This window comes from Mesorhizobium sp. M0478 (genome assembly GCF_040321305.1).
In the GTDB taxonomy this organism is placed as follows: domain Bacteria; phylum Pseudomonadota; class Alphaproteobacteria; order Rhizobiales; family Rhizobiaceae; genus Mesorhizobium.
In genome coordinates this window covers 412,641-431,729 of record NZ_JAMYRH010000003.1, presented here as the reverse complement: position 1 = coordinate 431,729, position 19,089 = coordinate 412,641, and the positions used below count along the sequence as shown (strand labels likewise).

Annotated in this window: 18 protein-coding genes; 14 read left to right on the top strand and 4 right to left on the bottom strand. The window is 62.3% G+C overall.

The window, feature by feature from the left end:
- Positions 1-15 precede the first annotated feature (15 nt).
- The 7 genes from NKI64_RS09930 (at position 16) to NKI64_RS09900 (ending at position 6,697) form a co-directional block, all read left to right on the top strand.
- Entirely contained in the window at positions 16-615 is a 600-nt protein-coding gene (locus NKI64_RS09930) for a VOC family protein (RefSeq protein ID WP_023714924.1), read from the top strand.
- Between the two features lie 143 nt (positions 616-758).
- On the top strand, positions 759-3,053 hold the full coding sequence (locus NKI64_RS09925; RefSeq protein WP_023710058.1) for a bifunctional salicylyl-CoA 5-hydroxylase/oxidoreductase: 2,295 nt from the start codon (positions 759-761) through the stop codon (positions 3,051-3,053).
- Positions 3,050-3,823 (top strand): SDR family NAD(P)-dependent oxidoreductase, encoded by a 774-nt coding sequence (locus NKI64_RS09920; RefSeq protein WP_352667772.1) that lies wholly within the window; start codon positions 3,050-3,052, stop codon positions 3,821-3,823. The genes NKI64_RS09925 and NKI64_RS09920 overlap by 4 nt, the downstream gene beginning before the upstream one ends.
- Positions 3,817-4,287, top strand: a complete 471-nt coding sequence (locus NKI64_RS09915; protein WP_023710056.1) for a MarR family winged helix-turn-helix transcriptional regulator — start codon at positions 3,817-3,819, stop codon at positions 4,285-4,287. The genes NKI64_RS09920 and NKI64_RS09915 overlap by 7 nt, the downstream gene beginning before the upstream one ends.
- Entirely contained in the window at positions 4,284-5,096 is an 813-nt protein-coding gene (locus tag NKI64_RS09910; RefSeq protein ID WP_023714922.1) for an enoyl-CoA hydratase family protein, read from the top strand. Before NKI64_RS09915 ends, NKI64_RS09910 begins: the two co-directional genes overlap by 4 nt.
- Positions 5,096-6,244, top strand: coding sequence for an acyl-CoA dehydrogenase family protein (locus tag NKI64_RS09905; RefSeq protein ID WP_023714921.1), 1,149 nt, complete (start codon positions 5,096-5,098; stop codon positions 6,242-6,244). Before NKI64_RS09910 ends, NKI64_RS09905 begins: the two co-directional genes overlap by 1 nt.
- Before the next feature lie 57 nt (positions 6,245-6,301).
- The gene (locus NKI64_RS09900; protein ID WP_023667806.1) at positions 6,302-6,697 is read left to right on the top strand and encodes a RidA family protein; all 396 of its coding nucleotides are present in this window, start codon (positions 6,302-6,304) and stop codon (positions 6,695-6,697) included.
- Positions 6,698-6,720: 23 nt separating this feature from the next.
- Here NKI64_RS09900 and NKI64_RS09895 read toward each other — a convergent pair whose 3' ends face one another.
- Positions 6,721-7,812: an LLM class flavin-dependent oxidoreductase gene (locus NKI64_RS09895; protein WP_352581186.1), complete on the bottom strand. Its 1,092-nt coding sequence runs from the start codon at positions 7,810-7,812 to the stop codon at positions 6,721-6,723.
- 120 nt (positions 7,813-7,932) lie between these two features.
- Between NKI64_RS09895 and NKI64_RS09890 the strand changes: the two genes are divergently transcribed.
- The 5 genes from NKI64_RS09890 (at position 7,933) to NKI64_RS09870 (ending at position 13,067) form a co-directional block, all read left to right on the top strand.
- On the top strand, positions 7,933-8,694 hold the full coding sequence (locus NKI64_RS09890) for an HpcH/HpaI aldolase family protein (RefSeq protein ID WP_023692286.1): 762 nt from the start codon (positions 7,933-7,935) through the stop codon (positions 8,692-8,694).
- 157 nt (positions 8,695-8,851) lie between these two features.
- Positions 8,852-10,051 (top strand): pyridoxal phosphate-dependent aminotransferase, encoded by a 1,200-nt coding sequence (locus NKI64_RS09885; RefSeq protein WP_023692285.1) that lies wholly within the window; start codon positions 8,852-8,854, stop codon positions 10,049-10,051.
- A gap of 76 nt (positions 10,052-10,127) precedes the next feature.
- Complete coding sequence (locus NKI64_RS09880; protein WP_023692284.1) at positions 10,128-10,925, top strand: ABC transporter substrate-binding protein; 798 nt, start codon at positions 10,128-10,130, stop codon at positions 10,923-10,925.
- Between the two features lie 150 nt (positions 10,926-11,075).
- A complete protein-coding gene (locus NKI64_RS09875; protein ID WP_023667812.1) occupies positions 11,076-11,750 on the top strand; it encodes an amino acid ABC transporter permease in 675 nt (224 codons plus the stop codon).
- 45 nt (positions 11,751-11,795) lie between these two features.
- Positions 11,796-13,067: a cysteine desulfurase-like protein gene (locus NKI64_RS09870; protein WP_023692283.1), complete on the top strand. Its 1,272-nt coding sequence runs from the start codon at positions 11,796-11,798 to the stop codon at positions 13,065-13,067.
- Positions 13,068-13,074: 7 nt separating this feature from the next.
- Here the strand turns inward: NKI64_RS09870 and NKI64_RS09865 are convergent, their stop codons facing one another.
- From NKI64_RS09865 to NKI64_RS09855, 3 genes are all read right to left on the bottom strand, one after another.
- On the bottom strand, positions 13,075-15,036 hold the full coding sequence (locus tag NKI64_RS09865) for a 3-hydroxyacyl-CoA dehydrogenase NAD-binding domain-containing protein (protein ID WP_023667814.1): 1,962 nt from the start codon (positions 15,034-15,036) through the stop codon (positions 13,075-13,077).
- 223 nt (positions 15,037-15,259) lie between these two features.
- Positions 15,260-16,237, bottom strand: a complete 978-nt coding sequence (locus tag NKI64_RS09860; RefSeq protein ID WP_023667815.1) for a UDP-glucuronic acid decarboxylase family protein — start codon at positions 16,235-16,237, stop codon at positions 15,260-15,262.
- 179 nt (positions 16,238-16,416) lie between these two features.
- Positions 16,417-16,599 (bottom strand): hypothetical protein, encoded by a 183-nt coding sequence (locus tag NKI64_RS09855; RefSeq protein ID WP_352667767.1) that lies wholly within the window; start codon positions 16,597-16,599, stop codon positions 16,417-16,419.
- A 102-nt stretch (positions 16,600-16,701) separates the two neighbouring features.
- Here NKI64_RS09855 and NKI64_RS09850 point away from each other — a divergent pair, with 102 nt between their 5' ends.
- Complete coding sequence (locus NKI64_RS09850) at positions 16,702-17,982, top strand: nucleotide sugar dehydrogenase (protein WP_023686926.1); 1,281 nt, start codon at positions 16,702-16,704, stop codon at positions 17,980-17,982.
- Positions 17,983-18,013: 31 nt separating this feature from the next.
- Positions 18,014-19,033, top strand: a complete 1,020-nt coding sequence (locus tag NKI64_RS09845; protein ID WP_023667818.1) for an NAD-dependent epimerase — start codon at positions 18,014-18,016, stop codon at positions 19,031-19,033.
- The last annotated feature ends 56 nt before the right edge of the window (positions 19,034-19,089 follow it).

Sequence of the window (19,089 nt, the reverse complement as noted above, 5' to 3'; positions counted from 1 at the left end):
CGAACGGAGGGTAATATGAATTACGCAGCCCGCGGCACGATGCTTGCCGCGATCCTGTTCTGCTCGATGGGAACGGCTTCGGCCGATGCGATCCCCGGCATGCGCGGCCACGACCACACCGGCATCACGGTGCCCGACATGAAGCAGGCAGTCGACTTCTTCACCGAAGTCGTCGGCTGCAAGAAGGCGATGTCGTTCGGGCCCTTTGCCGACGACAAGGGCACCTTCATGCAGGATCTTCTGGGCGTCGATCCGAAGGCTGTCATCGAGCAGGTCACCATGGTGCGTTGCGGCTATGGATCGAACATCGAGCTGTTCAAATACACCGCGCCTGACCAGAAGGATTTGACGCCGAAGAACAGCGATATCGGCGGCTTCCACATTGCCTTGTATGTCGATGATGTCGCCGCGGCGAAAGCCTATCTCGATGGCAAGGGTGTGAAGACGCGGATGGGGCCGCTGCCGGTCAAGGAAGGTCCGGCCGCCGGCCAGACCATCCTCTATTTCCAGGCGCCATGGGGATTGCAACTGGAGGCGATCAGCTATGCCGATGGGATGGCCTATGAGAAGGGCGCCGAGACCGTTCTGTGGAGCCCGAAGAACCCGGAGAAGTGATTTCCGGAGCGTGCTTGCGGGACCGATCCACAAGCGCGCCACCCCGTGCCCAGACAATCACTTCACTATGAAACTTTAAGCTTGAAATACCTCACCTCTGGCGCGATACTTGAGATGCAGCAAGCGAAGAGGAGATCGCACGGATGAAGGTTGCGGTTCTCGGCGGCGGACCAGCCGGCCTCTACTTTGCGATTTCGATGAAGCTCAGAGACGCCGCGCACGAGGTCACGGTGTTCGAGCGCAACCGCGCCGACGATACGTTCGGCTGGGGCGTCGTGCTGTCGGCCGAAACACTCGACAACCTTGCCAAGAACGACCCGGTCAGCGCCGTCTGGATCAAGAAGCATTTCGCCTATTGGGACGACATCGCCGTCATCCATGACGGCGTGCGCACGGTCTCGTCGGGACACGGTTTCTGCGGCATCGGCCGCAAGCGGCTTCTGATCCTGCTGCAGCGGCGTGCCCGCGAACTCGGCGTCAAGCTGATGTTCGAAAGCGATATCGCCGACCCTCAGCCCTACATGGAGACGCATGATCTGGTCGTCGCCGCCGACGGGCTGAACTCAAGGGCGCGCAACACCTTCGTCGAAGTCTTCAAGCCCGACATCGACACCCGCAAATGCAAATTCGTCTGGCTCGGCACCAACCAGAAATTCGACGACGCCTTCACCTTCATCTTCGAGAAGACCGAACATGGCTGGGTGTGGGCGCACGCCTATCAGTTCGACAGCGAGACAGCGACTTTCATCGTCGAATGCAGCGAACAGACCTGGGCTGCCTTCGGCTTCGGCGCGATGTCGCAGCAGGAATCGATCGCCGTCTGCGAGCGCATCTTTGAGAAGCATCTCGGCGGCCACGCGCTGATGTCCAATGCCAATCACATCAGAGGTTCGGCCTGGATCAATTTCCCGCGCGTGCTGTGCGAACGCTGGTCGTACAAGAACCTGGCGCTGATGGGCGATGCCGCGGCCTCGGCGCATTTCTCGATCGGCTCGGGCACCAAACTCGCATTGGAAAGTGCGGTCGCGCTGGCCGAGTATGTCAAAACCGAACCGGACCTCGCCGCCGCCTTCCGCAAGTATGAGGATGCGCGCCGCACCGAGGTGCTGAAGCTGCAGTCGGCAGCGCGCAATTCGCTGGAGTGGTTCGAGGAGGTCGAGCGCTATCTCGGCCTCGATCCGGTGCAGTTCAACTATTCGCTGCTGACCCGCTCGCAGCGCATCAGCCACGAGAATTTGCGGCTGCGGGATGCCAAATGGCTTGAAAGCGCCGAGGAATGGTTCCAGCGCCAGGCGGGGGCAGGCGGCAACAGGCAGCGCCGGGCGCCGATGTTCGCGCCGTTCAGGCTGCGCGACATGCAGCTCAACAACCGCATCGTCGTTTCGCCGATGGCGCAGTACAAGGCTGTCGATGGCTGCCCGACCGACTGGCATTTCGCCCACTATGCCGAGCGGGCCAAGGGCGGCGCCGGGCTTGTCTATATCGAGATGACCTGTGTCAGCCCGGAAGGACGCATCACGCCCGGCTGTCCCGGCTTCTATGCGCCCGAACATGAGGTTGCGTGGAAGCGGCTCGTCGATTTTGTCCACACCGAGACCGAGGCGAAAATCTGCGCCCAAGTCGGGCATTCCGGGGCCAAGGGCTCGACCCGTATCGGTTGGGAAGGCACCGACGTGCCGCTCGCCTCGGGCAATTGGCCGGTCATGGCGGCCTCGGCGATTGCATGGTCACCTGAGAATCAGGTGCCGAAAGCCATGGACCGTGCTGACATGGACAAGGTGCGCGACGAGTTCGTGACCGCCACCCAGATGGCCGATCGCTGCGGCTTCGACATGCTGGAGATCCATGCCGCGCACGGCTATCTGCTGTCGTCCTTCATCACGCCGGTCACCAACCGGCGCACGGATGAGTATGGCGGTTCGCTGGAAAATCGCATGCGCTATCCCCTGGAAATCTTCCATGCGGTGCGTGCCGCCTGGCCGGCGCGAAAGCCGATCTCGGTGCGCATTTCGGCCAATGACTGGGTCGGCATCGAGGGTGTGACGCCGGCCGATGCGGTGGAGATCGCGCGGATGCTGCATTTGGAAGGCGTCGACATATGCGACGTCTCGGCGGGCCAAACCTCGATTGCCGCCAAGCCTGTCTATGGCCGCATGTTCCAGACGCCGTTCTCGGACCGCATCCGCAACGAGGTCGGCATGGCGACGATGGCGGTTGGCAACATCTACGAGCCTGACCATGTCAATTCGATCCTGATGGCTGGCCGCGCCGACCTGGTGGCACTGGCACGGCCGCATCTCGCCGATCCCTACTGGACGCTGCATGCGGCAGTGACGCTCGGCGACCGTGGCGTCAAATGGCCGGATCCCTATCTGCCCGGACGCGACCAGATCTACCGGCTGGCCGAGCGCGATGCGGCGGCGGGGCTGAAAGTATGACGACGGCCTCGGCGATTTCAGGCAAACATGCGCTGGTCACCGGCGGCGGTTCCGGCGTCGGTCGGGCCATCGCACTCGCGCTGGCCGAGGCCGGCATCGAGGTGACCATATGCGGACGGCGCGACGCCGAGCTTGCCAAGGTGGCAGGCGAGAACGGCCGCGTTCACGCCATGCCGGCCGATGTTACCAACGAGGCGGCGATGACATCGCTCTACGCGCAGGCGGAAGCCTTGCGCGGCCCGTTCGACATCGTCGTCGCCAATGCCGGCATGGCCGGCAGCACGCCGGCGCACAGGACCTCGCTTGCCGACTGGCAGCGGACGCTCGACGTTAATTTGACCGGCGCCTTCCTGACGGTGAAGCCGGCGCTGGCCGGCATGGCCGCGCGCAAGGCAGGCCGGATCGTCTTCGTTGCGTCCACCGCGGGACTGAAAGGCTACGCCTATGTCGCGCCCTATGTGGCGGCCAAGCACGGCATGGTCGGGCTGATGCGGGCGCTGGCGGCCGAGACGGCGAAATCCGGCGTCACCGTCAACGCCGTGTGCCCCGGGTTTGTCGAGACCGACATGCTGGAGGCATCCGTCCAGGGCATTGTCGAAAAGACCGGCCGCTCGGCTGGCGAGGCGAGGGCGAGCCTTGCCTCGACCAACCCGCAAGGCCGCTTCATCCAGCCGCAAGAAGTTGCCGCGGCGGTGCTTTGGCTGTGCGGCGATGCGGCGGCGTCGATCACCGGACAAGCAATTTCGATCTCAGGAGGCGAAACATGGTAGCCGGCCCATTGCCCGTACCGTCGGGGCCTGGCAAGGACCGGCTGCGTCTTTGGATCAGGCTGCTGCGTGCCTCGCGCACGATTGAGGCCGAACTGCGCGAGCGCCTGAAGAAAGAATTCGATACGACGCTGCCGCGTTTCGACGTCATGGCCGCCCTCTACCGCGCGCCGGAAGGCATGCTGATGAGCGATCTGTCGCGCTTCCTGCTGGTATCCAACGGCAATGTCACCGGCATTGTCGACCGACTGGTTTCGGAAGGCTTGGTCGCGCGCGCGCGCCGCAATGGCGATCGCCGCACATCCATGGTGCGACTGACCGACGAGGGTTCCAAATCTTTTGCCGCAATGGCCGCGGCGCATGAGGGTTGGATCGGAGAATTGCTGGCCAAGGTCAGCGAGGAGGATGCGCGTCGGCTGACCGGCATGCTGACCTCGTTCCGCAGCAACTGGGAGGGACGCGAATGACTGCGATGGCCGGCCTCAAGCCGAAGCACTTCCTCTGGGAGGTCGAAGGCAGGATCGCCAGGGTGCGGCTCGACCGGCCGGAGCGCAAGAATCCGCTGACCTTCGACAGCTATGCGGAACTGCGCGACACGTTCCGCAACCTCGTCTATGCCGACGACGTCGACGCCGTGGTGTTCCTGTCCAATGGCGGCAATTTCTGCTCGGGCGGCGATGTCCACGACATTATCGGCCCCTTGGTCAAGATGGACATGAAGGAGTTGCTCGCCTTCACCCGCATGACCGGCGATTTCGTCAAGGCGATGCTCAATTGCGGCAAGCCGATTATCGCGGCTATCGACGGTGTCGCGGTCGGCGCCGGCGCCATCATCGCCATGAGCGCCGACATCCGCATCGCCACGCCGGAGGCCAAGACCGCTTTCCTGTTCACCCGCGTCGGGCTTGCCGGCTGCGATATGGGCGCGTGCGCGATCCTGCCGCGCATCATCGGCCAGGGCCGTGCCGCCGAATTGCTCTACACCGGCCGCACGATGACGGCGGCGGAAGGCGAGCGCTGGGGCTTCTACAACAGGCTGGCCGATGCCGCAGTGCTCGAGGCCGACGCGCTCGAGATGGCGGCGCGCATCGTCTCCGGCCCGACCTTCGCGCACGGCATCACCAAGACGCAGCTCAACCAGGAATGGTCGATGGGCCTCGACCAGGCAATCGAAGCGGAAGCGCAGGCGCAGGCGATCTGCATGCAGACGCGTGACTTCGAGCGCGCCTACAAGGCCTTCGTGGCCAAGGAAAAACCGGTGTTCGAGGGGAATTGATGGCAGACAGGAGCTTCCTCAGCTGGCCGTTCTTTGAAGATCGCCACCGCGAACTGGCCGAAAGGCTGGAAGCATGGTGCGTCAGGAACCTGCCCGTCGATCACCATGACGTCGATGCCGCCTGCCGCGAGCTGGTGGCGAAACTTGGCCGCGACGGCTGGCTGAAGCCGACGGCGCTCGATACGGACAATCCGGGACCGCTCGATGTCCGCACCTTGTGCATCACCCGCGAGACGCTGGCGCGCCATGACGGGTTGGCCGACTTTGCCTTCGCCATGCAGGGGCTCGGCACCGGCGCGCTCAGCCTGTTCGGCACGCCCGACCAGCAGCAATGGCTGGCAAAGACCAGGGCCGGCAAGACGATTTCCGCCTTCGCGCTTTCGGAGCCACGCTCCGGGTCGGATGTCGCCAACACCGAAATGATGGCGAGCCGCGATGGCGACTTCTATATCCTCAGCGGCGAGAAGACCTGGATTTCCAATGGCGGCATTGCCGATCTCTACGTCGTCTTTGCCCGCACCGCCGAGGCACCGGGTGCCAAGGGACTTTCCGCCTTTCTCGTACCCGCTGATACCAAGGGGCTTGGCATCGCCGAGCGCCTTGAAGTGATCGCGCCGCATCCGCTGGCGCGGCTTTCCTTCGATCAGGTCCGGGTGTCGGCCTCGGCGCTGATCGGCAAACCGGGAGACGGCTTCCGCATCGCCATGTCGGTGCTTGACGTGTTCCGCTCGACGGTCGGCGCGGCGGCACTCGGCTTTGCCCGCCGGGCGCTGGACGAAAGCATCAGCAGGGTGGCCGAGCGCAAACTCTTCGGCGCTCCGATGGCAGAGCTGCAGATGGTGCAAGGCCATATCGCCGACATGGCGCTGGACGTCGATGCCGCGGCGCTGCTGGTCTACCGCGCTGCCTGGACCAAGGACATGGGCGCGGCGCGTGTCACCCGCGAGGCGGCGATGGCTAAGCTGTTCGCCACCGACAAGGCGCAAGAGGTGATCGACAAGGCTGTGCAACTGCATGGCGGCGACGGCGTCCGCAAGGGCCACATCGTCGAGAGCCTCTATCGCGAGATCCGCGCGCTGCGCATCTACGAGGGCGCATCCGATGTGCAGAAGGTGGTGATCGCACGGCAGGTGATGGGCGCGGCCTGACAGCGACGTATTTGATTTTGAGATTTGGTTTTTAAGAATACCGGGGAGGCTTGAAAAATGCACGAGATCCTGCAGCCGGAGGGCTGGGCGAAACCGGTCGGCTACGCCAACGGCATTGCCGCGCGCGGCAGGCTCGTCTTCGTCGGCGGACAGGTCGGCTGGAACGGGCAGTGCCAGTTCGAGACCGACGATTTCGCCGGCCAGGTGCGGCAGACGCTGCAGAACATCGTCGCCGTGCTGGCGGAGGCCGGCGCGGAGCCACGGCACATCACCGCGATGACCTGGTATTTCACCGACAAGGCCGAATATCTCGGCAATCTCAAGGGTATAGGCGAGGCCTATCGCGAGGTGATCGGCCGGCATTTTCCGGCCATGGCCGCCATGCAGGTGGTGGCGCTGGTGGAAGATCGCGCCAAGATCGAAATTCAGGCAACCGCCGTCATTCCGGATTAACGAATTCGTTATTCCCGGATTGATCAGCCGCGCAGCCCCGCCTGCCTGAGCAGCGGCAGCACATGGTCGCAGAAATAGGGCAGTTCCCTGGTGTAGTTGACGAAGGATAGCGCGATGCCCTGGTAGCCATGCCCGGCTATTGCCGCCATCTCGGCGGCAATCGTTTCCGGCGTTCCAACCAGCGGGTAGGTGCCGGCGCCGCCGGCGAAACGCTGCCGGTAGCGGTCATAGGCATGCGGGTCATGCGACTGCGAGAACTCCTTCTTGCCTGCCATATGAGCATCGACCGCATCGTGGTCGACCAGATCGACGGCATAGCGCGTGTAGTAGGCCTGCGCCTCTTCCATGGTTGGACGGCAGACGACATGCGCCACCGTGTAGACGCCGACGTTGCGGCCAACCTTGTCGGCCCGCTCGCTGATGTCGGCGACATGCTTGCCGGCATCGCTCATTTCCGAAAAGGTCGTGAACAGATAATCGCATCGGGCGGCGGCGAAATCCCGGCCCGGGCCACCGAAAGCAGCGTTCATGGTCACCGGGCGTGGAACCTGCAGGCTCGCCGGCCGGCTCACCGCCTCCTTGAGGCGATAGTAGGTGCCTTCATAGTCCAGAGGCTGGTCCGAGGCGTAGAGCTTTTCCAGGATTTCGATCCATTCGGCGGCCTGGTCGTAGCCCTTCTCGACCAAAGGCGTGCCGAACATGCCGAATTCCTTCGGGTTCCAGCCGCAGACGATGTTCAAGCCGGCGCGGCCCTGGCTGATATGGTCGACAGTTGCCAGCGCCTTGGCGGCATAGAGCGGATGCACCAGCGGCACATGCACGGTCATGAACAGGCCGATCTGCTCGGTGGCCACCGCCAGAGCTGCTGCCCAGGTGAAGGTCTCGAACGACCATTCGCGCACCTTGTTGCGGCCGCCAAAGCCACGCCAGCGCGCGATCGGAAGCATAAATTCCAGCCCGGCGCGGTCGGCGATCTGCGCCGCCGTCAGATTGTCCTGCCAGCTTGCCGTCCAGCGTTCCGGCACATCGGTGATGGCCAGACCGCCATCGGCATTGGTCGAAAAGACGCCGAGCTTCAGTTTGTTCGAGCCGTGCAGGGGATGCGTTTTGATCATCATGGGAACTCGTGGCGGGAGACCGACACGCTAGGCCCGCGCAAAAATATTTCAAGCCTGAAATAGCTTCGCCTCGCCGCCGATTGCGGATATGAATTTGGAGGGGAAAAGGGGATGGATATGAGCGCGTTCCGTCAGAAGTGCATCGGCAAGACCAATCTCGTCGGCTCCTTCGCCGCTATTCCCCATCCCGTCGCCGTCGAAGTGATGGCGCTCGCCGGCCTCGACTTCCTCTGCATCGACTGGGAACATGCTCAGATCGCGCGGGACACGATCGAAACCATGGTGCGGGCGGCCGACGTGCATCGCGTGCCGGCCATGGTGCGTGTTCCCGGTCATGCGCCGGAAGCTATCCAGGCGGCGCTCGACAGCGGCGCACAAGGCGTGCTCGTGCCGCGCGTCTCGACCGCTGCTCAGGCCGAGGCGGCGGTGAAAGCCTCGCGCTATCCGCCGCTGGGCGAGCGGGGCGTCGGGCCTGGCCGGGCGGCCGGCTATGGCTATCGCATCCCCGAATATCTAGCCGCGGCCAACGACAGGATCGTCGTCGCGGTCCAGGTCGAGACATCGGAGGGGCTGGCCAACATCGAGGCGATCGCGGCCATAGACGGCATCGATGTGGTCTTCGTCGGCCCCGGCGATCTCTCCGTGTCGATCGATGCGATCGGGCCGAAAGGCGTGGACAAGCTCAATGAGGCAATCACAAGGATCATCCGCGCGACCGTCGCGCACGGCAGGACATCGGGCTTATATTGCGCCAGCCCACAGACGATCAGCCAGTGGGCCGCTATCGGCGCGAGCTTCTTCGTGCTGGCCAGCGACACCATGTTTCTTGGCGCCGGCGCTGCGGCCAACTGCACCGCTGCGCGCGCCGAACTGGGGTGAGACGGGGCGGGATCAGGCAAAAACTTTTTAAGCTTAAAACTTTTTCCTTGAAAAGCGCCGCACATTGGATAGCATCCAAACTCGATGGCGACTGTCGTGCCGGTGGGGCTTGCCGGGCAGTCCGTCGCGGTGCTCCGGGTGGGAGGGGTTTCAGTCCTTGTCGTTCATACTGCCCCAGTCATCGTCCAGCGCGCGTTATGCTTTCGACGGCGTACGTGCCCAGATCCGTGACCTGCACACCGAAAACATTGCCAACCTTGCCGTGCGCGCCCGAGAACTGGGCGACGTGATCGCGCTCTGGTACGGCGAAGGCGACATGGTGACGCCCGCTTTCATCCGCGACGCGGCGAAGGCCGCCTTCGATGAAGGCCAGACGTTCTACGTCCCTAACATGCGTGGGCACCCCCTACTGAACGAGGCGCTGTCGGAATACCAAACGCGCATTCACGGCCGGACGATCCCGATTGCGCGCACCACGGTCACGCCCGGCGGCATGCAGGCGCTGTACCTGGCGCTGGAACTGCTGGTCGATACCGGCAGCAACGTCGTCTATGTCGCGCCGCAATGGCCCAACATCCACAACGCCATCCATCTGATCGGCGGCGAGCCAAGGCCGTTTTCGCTCGACTTCAAGGGCGACTGGCATCTCGATCTCGACCGGCTGTTCGCCACTTGCGATGCGCGCACACGCGCGATCTTCCTGTCGACGCCGTCCAACCCGACCGGCTGGACCGCGTCGCGCGAGGAGATGCAGGCGCTGCTCGACTTCAGCCGGCGCACCGGCATCTGGATCATCTCCGACGAGGTCTATGGCCGGCTCTATTTCGACGGCAATGTTGCTCCTTCCATCCTGCAGATCGCCGAGGATGGCGACCGGGTGCTGTCGGTCAACAGTTTTTCGAAGGCGTGGGCGATGACCGGCTGGCGCATCGGCTGGCTGACGCATCCGTCGGGGGTGGCCGACCAGCTTGGCGCCATGACGCAGTACATCAACAGCGGCACCGCCGCGCCTATCCAGGCAGGCGCTGTCGCCGCCATCCGCCAAGGCGAGCCGCTGGTCGAGGAGATCAGGCAGCGGATCAAAACCGGCCTCGACCTTGCCTATGACAGGCTGGCCCAGATTCCCGGCATCATCCTGCCGACGAAACCGCGCGGAGGCATGTATGCCTTCTTTGCCATGGACGGCGAAAGCGACGCCCGGCAGGCCTGCGCCAGGATACTGGAGACGGCGCGCGTCGGGCTGGCTCCCGGCCACCTCTTTGGAAATTCGGCAGCGGCCTTCCTGCGGATGTGCGTGTGCCGTGAACGCGACCAGATGGCGACCGCGCTCGAGCGCATGGTCGCCGCCATGAATTGACGCCCCGCTGGGAGGTGGGACGGCAACAAACCGTGCGGGAGCAAACCCGCCCGATCACAACCAGAGGGAACACAAAATGAGCTTCACTCGTCGCAACCTGCTTCTTCTCGCCGCCACGATCGGCATCGCTGCCGGCCCGGCCACCGCCTTTGCCGCCGATGTGCTCAATGTCGGCGCCTACCCGACCAATCCGCCCTTCGAATACAAGAACGAGAGCGGCACTTTCGAGGGCTTTGAAGTCGACATCGTCAACGAAGCGGCCAAGCGTGCCGGCATGACCACCGACATTGCCGACCTCGGCTTCCAGGCGCTGTTCGCGGCTGTCAGTTCCAACCGCATCGATGTCGCGATCTCCTCGATCACCATCACGCCGGAGCGACTGAAAACGCTGTCCTTCACCCAGCCCTATTATGACTCCGACATGGGCATTGCGACGAAGACCGATAGCGCTGTTAACACCGAGGCCGACCTCAAGGGCAAGATCGTCGGCGTGCTTTCAGGCTCGACCGGCGAGACCTGGGTCAAGGCGCATCAGGAGGCTGACGGCTACAGCGACGTGAAGGGCTATGACACGCAGCAGAATCTTCTGCTCGACCTCAGCGCGGGCCGCGTGGACGCCGCCGTCAGCGATATTCCGGGCATGGAATACTCCTTCACCAAGATGAAGGACCTGAAGGTCAAGCAGCGCATCAAGACCGGCGAACAGTACGGCCTGATGATGAGCAAGGACCATCCGCTGCTCGGCAAGCTGAACGACGCGCTGACCGCGATGAAGAAGGACGGAACGCTGGCCGCGATCCACAAGAAGTGGTTCGGCAGCGACGCGCCAGCCGATTCCTCGACGGTCAAGGAAAGGCCGCTGCCCAAGGCCTGACCGGCAATGCACTTAAATCGTGCCGGCTCCCAGGCCGGCACGATTCATTTCACGCTCCGGCGCCTGCTGCCACACGGATAGCCTCATCGGAGGCAAGGTCGATTGGTTTTAACTTGAGCATCCTTTGCTCTGGGGTTCGGGAACGCTCCCATGTCGCTGATCGACACCTTCTTCAATCCTGACGTGATCATGTCCAGCCTGCCGGCGCTGTTGCGTGGCTTCCTGAACACGCTGCTGCTCGGCATTTTGAGTATCGGCATCGGCATTCCCATCGGCCTGGGGATCAGCCTGTTGCGGCTCTATGCGCCGAAGCCGCTGCGCTGGCTGGCGGTCGGCTACACCGACATCTTCCGGGCCCTGCCGGTGCTGGTGGTGCTGATCCTGATCTACTATGCGCTGCCCTTCCTCGGCATCCGTCTGTCGTCCTGGGCCTCCGCCGTGACGGCGTTCGCCATCATCATGTCGGCCTATTCAGCAGAAGTGTTCCGCTCCGGCATTGAGAGCATTCCGAAAGGCCAATTCGAGGCAGCACAGGCGCTCGGCCTGCCTTTCCTTTTGACCTTGCGCAAGGTGGTGCTGCCGCAGGCGATCCGCGTGGTCATCCCGCCGATGACCAGCAATTGCGTTTCGATGTTCAAGGACACGTCGCTCGCTTCCACCGTTGCGCTGCCTGAACTGTTGAAGGAAGCGACCAACGCGCAATCGCTCTATGCCAATCCCTCGCCGCTGATCGGCGCCGCTTTGGTCTATCTCATCTTCCTCTGGCCCATGGTCCGCCTCGTCAGCCTGCTCGAAGACCGCTTCAAGACCGAGAAGACGCGCTGACCTCATCAACCGTCCCGCTTCCCAAGCCATTCGCAGGAGATACAGTTGAGCAATTCCCAAGCCGCCGGCGGCTTTCCGGTCGACACCATCCGCGCCATGTTTCCGGCCTTGCAGCGCGCCGGTGATTTCATCTTCATGGACAACGCCGCCGGCGCGCAGATCCCGCAGAGCGTGCTCGATGCGGTGACCAACCACCTGGTCTCGCACAATGTGCAGCGCGGCGGACGTTACGGCCGCAGCGTCGCGGTCGACCAATCGGTCGCCAATGCGCGCGAGAGCGTGGCCTTGCTGATCAACGCCTACAGTCCGTCGGAAATCTGCTTCGGCATGAACGCCACCTCATTCATCCGCTTGGTCAGCCTCGGCATCGGCCAGATGCTGGCCAAGGACACAGAGCGCGACGAGATCGTCATCACCGATATGGACCACGACGCCAACATCGCGACGTGGCTGGCGCTGGAATCCGCCGGAGCCAAGTTCAAGTGGTGGCGCATGCGCGAGGACGGCAACCTGCATGTCGACGACCTCAAGCCGCTGGTTTCTGAGCGCACCCGTCTCGTCGCCTGCACGGTGACGGCGCACTCGATCGGTTCGATCGTTGATGTCGCTTCCGTGGCCGCGATCGCGCATGCGGCCGGCGCCGAAGTGTTCCTTGACTGCGTGCATTACGGACCGCACGGGCTGATCGACGTGCAGGCCTGGGACTGCGATTATCTCGTCTGCTCCGGCTACAAGAATTTCTCGCCGCATATGGGCTTTCTGTGGGGCCGCTTCGAAACGCTGAAGCGGCTGCCGACCTTCCGCGAGGATTTCATCCCCGACGAGCCGCCTTACAAGGTCGAGGCCGGCACCTTCATCTACGAGAACGTCTCAGGCATGGATGCCGCGGTGCAGTACCTGGAACTGATCGGCCGCAATCTGGCGCCCTCCAACAACCGCTCGCGGCGCGACAACATCGTTGCCGGCATGGGCGCCATCCGCGACTATGAAATGCTCCTGGCGCGCGAGATGCTCGCCGTGCTCAAGGGATGCAATGCCACGATCTACGGCGTCGCCGAGGAAGCCCGCATCAACGAACGCGTGCCGACATTCTGCTTCAACATCGGCAAGCTGTCGCCGCAGCGGATCGTCGAGGAAATGGCTGACATGCAGATCGGCATCCGCGACGGCCATATGTATGCGCCCCGGCTGATGAAGCGTCTCAACCTGTCGATGGACAGCGGCGCCATCCGCGCCTCGCTGGTCCATTACAACACGGTCGACGAGGTCAGGCGTTTCGGCGAGGCACTGCGCGCCGTCATCGCAAGGCTGTCGTAGCTGGTCCTTAAACCTCTCCGGCGCGGAACATCGGCCCGCCCTTGTGGGCCGGGAAGCCATAGCCGTTGATCATCACCAGATCGATGTCGGAGGCACGCGCCGCGATGCCTTCGGCGAGTAATGCCTTGCCCTCTTCGGCCATTGCCGCCAGTAAGCGCGTGACGATCTCATCGGACGAAAAGCGGCGCGGCACGATGCCGTTGGCCGCTCGCACGGCCTCGATCAGCGCCGTTACTTGCGGGTCGCTCCTGCGTTCGCCGTCCGAATAATCGTACCAGCCGCGCCCGGTCTTGCGGCCGAAGCGGCCGGCCTCGCACAGCCGGTCGGCGATTTCGACATAACGTGCTTGCGGATCGCGCATCGCCGCCTGTCGCTTGCGCCGCGCCCAGGCTATCTCCAGCCCAGCCATATCGTTGACCGCGAAGATCCCCATCGGGAAGCCCCAGGCCTCCAGCGCGGCATCCACCTCATCGGGTGCTGCGCCATCCTCCACCATGAACTCCGCCTCGCGGCGGTAGGCGGAATAGATGCGGTTGCCGATGAAACCCTCGGTAACGCCGCACACGACAGGCAGCTTGCCGAGCTTTCTGACGAAGGCGATAGCCGAGGCGAGCACGTCGGGCGCCGTCGCCGCGCAATCCACCACTTCGGTGAGCCGCATGACGTTGGCCGGCGAGAAAAAATGCAGGCCGACGATCCGCTCGGGCCTGGCGGTTGCCGAGGCGATCTCGTTGGGGTTGAGGTAGCTGGTGTTGGTCGCAAGGATGGCGTCCGGGCGGACGATGCGATCAAGCGTCCGGAAGAGGTCGGTTTTTACCGCGAGATCGTCGAACACCGCCTCGATGACCAGATCGGCCTGCGCCAGCCTGTCGGCTTCGCTGGCCGCTTCAAACCGGCTCAGCGCCTCCCTGCGCGCATGATCGGTGAGACGGCCGGATTGGACTGACTTGTCGAGAAGGCCGGCGATACGCGCGTATCCTTTTGCCGCGGCGTCGTCCGTCTGCTCGACGCCGATTACGCCATAGCCGGCATTCAAGGCCGAGACCGCGATGCCTGCACCCATCAGGCCGGTTCCGACGATACCGACGGTCTCGACCTTGCGAGGCGTGACACCCTCCAGCCTGTCGACTTTGCTGGCTTGCCTCTCGGCAAAGAAGACGTGGCGCAACGCTGCCGCTTCGCGAGAATCCCGGAGGCGCAGGAAGGTCGCGCGTTCGTCCGCAAGACCGTCCTCAAGTTTGGCCGTGGACGCAGCCCGGACCAGTCTCACGGCTTCTGCAGGCGCGATCTGTCCACGGCTGCGGGAAAGCACCTTCTTTGCGGCTGCCGCGTCGGCCTCAGGTTGCGAGCGCGGGACGGAAAGCGCGCCCGTGGGCCGCAGCGGTTGGCCGACGAGATGGCGGGCGACGTCGAGCGCGCCTTCGGGAAGATCGTCGGCAATGGTATCGATCAGACCGAGAGCGAGCGCTTCGTCGGCATTTGCGGGCCGACCCGTGCCGATCAGGTCAATTGCGGCGACCGTGCCGATGAGGCGGGGCAGGCGTTGGGTTCCGCCGGCCCCAGGCACTAACCCGAGCTTGACCTCGGGCAGGCTGAAGCTGGCCGCCTTGCTGGCCACCCGGTAGTGGCAGGCCAGCGCAATCTCGCAGCCGCCGCCGAGCGCCGCGCCGCCTGCTGCCGCCACGATCGGTTTGGCGAAGCTCTCGATCGCTTCGATCACGTCAGGCAGTGTGGGCGAGACAGCGGGCTTGCCGAATTCCTTGATATCGGCGCCACCGATGAAGGTGCGCCCAATGGCGGTCAGCACCACGGCAGACACTTCATCCGACGCCGCACGCCCAAGCGCAGCCATCAGTCCGGCCCTGACATGGAAGGACAGCGCGTTGACCGGCGGATTTTCGATCGTGACGACGAGAACGCCATCGACGATCTTGCCTGTGACACTCTCGGAAAATCGTGCTGTGTTCATGGAGTTTTATCCCGGAACGACGGCAAATCTTCCTCCTCCTTCTGCTCTCCGCCAAATGCCGGTGTCCCGGCTCGGACGGATGAAGCGCCATGGTTCTTCAAATAATTTCAAGCTTAAAATAATTAGAATTCAAAAAACTTCAAGCCTACCGGAGTCGACTGCAAAAGGCGTCGCTACCACGACGGTGATCGGTCAGACTTGACGGTTGCACTGCGGTGCCGGGTCAAGGCGAGTTTGTGGAAACCTTCGGCAGCAGGGCTTTGAAATAGTCGATCGTCTGTTGCAGCCCGGCTTCCAAAGTCACCGTCGGCTCCCAGCCGACAAGCCTTTTGGCAAGGGTGATATCGGGCTGGCGGTGCCGCGGATCGTCTTGCGGAAGATCGCGGTAAATTATATCCGAACCTGATCCGGTCATCTGCGTCGTCAGTTCGGCCAAGCGCCTGATCGTTACTTCCCTTGGATTGCCGATGTTTACTGGACCGGTCACCTCCGGCCCCGTATCCATGAGGCGCAGCATGCCGCTCACCAGGTCGTCGACGTAGCAAAACGACCTTGTCTGTGAGCCGTCGCCGAAAATGGTTATCGGTTCACCACGAAGCGCTTGCACGATGAAATTTGAGACAACCCTGCCGTCTGCCGGGTGCATGCGCGGCCCGAACGTATTGAAAATCCGCGCGACCTTGACCCACAAGCCATGTTGTCGGTGATAGTCGAAGAACAGCGTTTCGGCGCAGCGTTTGCCTTCATCGTAGCATGAGCGCGGCCCGATCGGGTTTACATTGCCCCAGTAACTCTCCGGCTGCGGATGCACAGACGCGTCACCATAGACCTCGCTGGTGGAGGCCTGAAAGACTTTGCATTTCAGCCGCTTTGCCAATCCAAGAACATTGATGGCGCCGTGCACGGCGGTCTTGATCGTCTGAACCGGGTCGTACTGGTAGTGAACAGGCGAGGCCGGACACGCCAGGTTGTAAATCTCATCGACTTCGACGTAGAGCGGAAAGGTCACGTCATGGCGCATGAATTCGAAGCGGGGATGCTTGGCCAAATGGTCGATATTGCGCTTTGATCCGGTGAAAAGGTTGTCGACACACAAGATTTCGTCGCCTCGTTCCAACAGGCGGTCAATAAGATGCGAGCCGATAAACCCTGCGCCCCCGGTAACGAGAATGCGTCTGCGGCTGTCATAGAGTCTGGCCAATTTCTGCTCCCAGGCAAATGCTGATCGACCAGATATCGGTCGCCACACGCAGGATACGACGTGTCCGCAGCCAATGCACAAGGACCAAACTGAAATTTCGCAGATCCGCTCGGTGCCGATGCGAATTCCGATCCCGGCATTTGGTTTGATCAGAAGGCACGATTGAGGCCGATAGTGGCCTATGGATTGGCAGCAGAGAATATCAGCCCTATCGTCAGGGCCGCCGCTGCGTAGATGGCCGGCAGAACCTGACGGTTCACCCCAATCCGCAGCAGAGAGTGGCTCGAAACCCGGTCCTGCTGGATTTTATCCACAACATCGATGGCATCGGCGGATGGCAACATGAAAATGGCAACGACCATTTTTCGTGAGACATTCCTCTTCGCGATAGAGCATCGTTGAATTGGCCAACAGCCTGCCATACAAGCACGTCGGCTCAACAGGTGGCTCGAGGAACCCCACGGATGTCCGAACGCATTGCAGTTATCGGCCTGGGTTATGTCGGCCTGCCGGTAGCCATTGCCTTTGGGAAGGTTTTCCCCGGCACCATAGCTTTTGACATCAGCGAGCGTCGGATCGGGGAATTGCGTGGCGGCGTCGATCGTACGGGGGAAGTTGACGCAACGGCGCTCAAGGAGACCTCGATAGGGCTGACCACCGACCGGGAGATGTTGAAAGGCGCTACTTTCTTCATCGTCGCCGTGCCAACCCCTATCGACGCAAATCGCGCTCCCGATCTAGCTTCTTTGAAACTGGCGTCCGAACTCGTCGGCGAGGCGGTGAGCAAAGGCGCCGTCGTCGTTTTTGAGTCGACAGTCTATCCAGGTGTGACCGAAGATTTCTGTGGGCCGATCATCGAGCAGGTTTCCGGCCTGCGACATCCCCGCGACTTTGCCCTCGGCTATTCGCCCGAACGCGCCAACCCCGGCGATCGGGAACACTCGCTGCAAAAGATCGTCAAAGTCGTCTCCGGCGAGAATAACGAGACGCTGGAGCGCGTCGCGAACGTTTATGGCCGTATCATCGATGCCGGCGTCTACCGCGCCCCGTCGATCAAGGTGGCCGAGGCAGCGAAGGTTATCGAGAACACCCAGCGCGATCTGAACATCGCGCTGATGAACGAACTGGCAATGATCTTCGAGCGGCTCGATATCCGGACGCAGGATGTTCTTGATGCTGCGTCGACGAAATGGAACTTCCTTCCCTTCAAACCGGGGTTCGTCGGCGGCCACTGCATCAGCGTCGATCCATATTATTTGACCGCCAAGGCCGAGGCCGAAGGTTACCATCCGCAGATCATCCTCGCCGGACGTCGCATCAATGACGGCATGGGGGCCTTCGTCGCCCAGCAGGTTGTCAAACGGCTGATTGGTTCTGACACGCCCGTCAAAGGGGCTTCTGTCGGCATTCTCGGGCTGACATTCAAGGAGGACGTGCCGGATTTGCGCAACAGCCGCGTTTTCGACATGGTCAAGGAACTAAGGCAGTTCGGAATTGTCCCCAAAGTCCATGATCCCCTTGCCGATGTCGAAACCGCTCGGCGTGATCACGGCGAAACAATCCTGCCGCTCGATGAGATAAACGATTTGCAGGCGCTTGTTCTGGCGGTGCCTCACAGGCAATATCTCACCAACGAAAGAGCGCGTCTTTTTCAAATGATCAGGCCGGGGGGGACACTGTTCGATGTCAAGTCGGCCATCAAGCCCAATGAAGTTCCCGACAACATAAAATACTGGAGCTTGTAAAGCTCGCCTGAAATTAACGCTAGGATATGCAGTGACATCAAGCAGGCCGATACTGATCACCGGCGCAGCCGGGTTCATAGGGTTTCATCTTTGCCTGAGGCTGCTTGCCGAAGGAGGCCAGGTTATCGGCCTCGACTCCATGAACGAGTATTATGACGTCAGCCTGAAGCAGGCTCGTCTCGAGCGGCTGAAAGCGTTTTCGAATTTTTGTTTCGAGCATGCCGATCTCACGGAGCGGGACCGTATTTCGGAGCTCTTCCTTTCGGCCGCGCCGGAGGTTGTCGTCAATCTCGCGGCGCAAGCCGGCGTACGCTATTCGATCAGCAATCCGCACGCCTATGTGGAAAGCAACCTCAGCGGCTTTGTCAACATCCTGGAAGGATGCCGGCAGGCGTCCGTCGGCCATCTGGTCTATGCATCGTCGAGTTCGATTTATGGCGGCAGCACCCGCATGCCGTTTTCCGTGCACGATCCGGCGGACCATCCGCTCAGCCTTTACGCCGCAAGCAAGAAGGCGAACGAGCTGATGGCGCACACATACAGCCATCTGTTTGGACTGCCGACCACCGGGCTGCGTTTTTTCACCGTCTATGGTCCGTGGGGGCGGCCGGACATGGCGCTGTTCATCTTCGCCAAGGCTATCCTCGCCGGCGAGCCGATCGAGGTCTTCAACTATGGCAACATGCAGCGGGATTTCACCTATATCGACGACATTGTCGAAGGTATTATCCGCGTCATGCAGCAACCCGCGACACCCAATCCTGAGTGGAAAAGTGTCGCGCCAGACCCAGCGACCAGCAACGCCCCGTTCAGGATTCACAACATCGGCGGCAATTCGCCCGTTCAACTGAACCGATTGATCGAGGTGCTCGAAGACGCGCTGGGACGCAAGGCAAACCGCAACCTCAGGCCACTTCAGCCAGGCGACGTTCCGGCAACTTTCGCCAATGTCAGCTCGCTCGAGGAGGCGACCGGCTTCAAGCCCAAAATCCCGATCGAAATAGGGGTTCCGCGCTTTGTCGAATGGTACCGGGAGTTCTACCGAGCATGATCGGACGCTTCGCCACCTGGAGGCGGCTGGCTCCTGACCAGCCATGGCTGGCGCAT

What these genes read in the sequence shown, in the direction of transcription:
- NKI64_RS09890 (WP_023692286.1), top strand. Translation starts at nt 7,933, where the DNA reads ATGAGCGCGTTCCGTCAGAAGTGCATCGGCAAGACCAATCTCGTCGGC.
- NKI64_RS09905 (WP_023714921.1), top strand. Translation starts at nt 5,096, where the DNA reads ATGGCAGACAGGAGCTTCCTCAGCTGGCCGTTCTTTGAAGATCGCCAC.
- NKI64_RS09895 (WP_352581186.1), bottom strand. Translation starts at nt 7,812, where the DNA reads ATGATCAAAACGCATCCCCTGCACGGCTCGAACAAACTGAAGCTCGGC.
- NKI64_RS09915 (WP_023710056.1), top strand. Translation starts at nt 3,817, where the DNA reads ATGGTAGCCGGCCCATTGCCCGTACCGTCGGGGCCTGGCAAGGACCGG.
- NKI64_RS09925 (WP_023710058.1), top strand. Translation starts at nt 759, where the DNA reads ATGAAGGTTGCGGTTCTCGGCGGCGGACCAGCCGGCCTCTACTTTGCG.
- NKI64_RS09920 (WP_352667772.1), top strand. Translation starts at nt 3,050, where the DNA reads ATGACGACGGCCTCGGCGATTTCAGGCAAACATGCGCTGGTCACCGGC.
- NKI64_RS09855 (WP_352667767.1), bottom strand. Translation starts at nt 16,599, where the DNA reads ATGGTCGTTGCCATTTTCATGTTGCCATCCGCCGATGCCATCGATGTT.
- NKI64_RS09875 (WP_023667812.1), top strand. Translation starts at nt 11,076, where the DNA reads ATGTCGCTGATCGACACCTTCTTCAATCCTGACGTGATCATGTCCAGC.
- NKI64_RS09930 (WP_023714924.1), top strand. Translation starts at nt 16, where the DNA reads ATGAATTACGCAGCCCGCGGCACGATGCTTGCCGCGATCCTGTTCTGC.
- NKI64_RS09880 (WP_023692284.1), top strand. Translation starts at nt 10,128, where the DNA reads ATGAGCTTCACTCGTCGCAACCTGCTTCTTCTCGCCGCCACGATCGGC.
- NKI64_RS09850 (WP_023686926.1), top strand. Translation starts at nt 16,702, where the DNA reads ATGTCCGAACGCATTGCAGTTATCGGCCTGGGTTATGTCGGCCTGCCG.
- NKI64_RS09865 (WP_023667814.1), bottom strand. Translation starts at nt 15,036, where the DNA reads ATGAACACAGCACGATTTTCCGAGAGTGTCACAGGCAAGATCGTCGAT.
- NKI64_RS09910 (WP_023714922.1), top strand. Translation starts at nt 4,284, where the DNA reads ATGACTGCGATGGCCGGCCTCAAGCCGAAGCACTTCCTCTGGGAGGTC.
- NKI64_RS09900 (WP_023667806.1), top strand. Translation starts at nt 6,302, where the DNA reads ATGCACGAGATCCTGCAGCCGGAGGGCTGGGCGAAACCGGTCGGCTAC.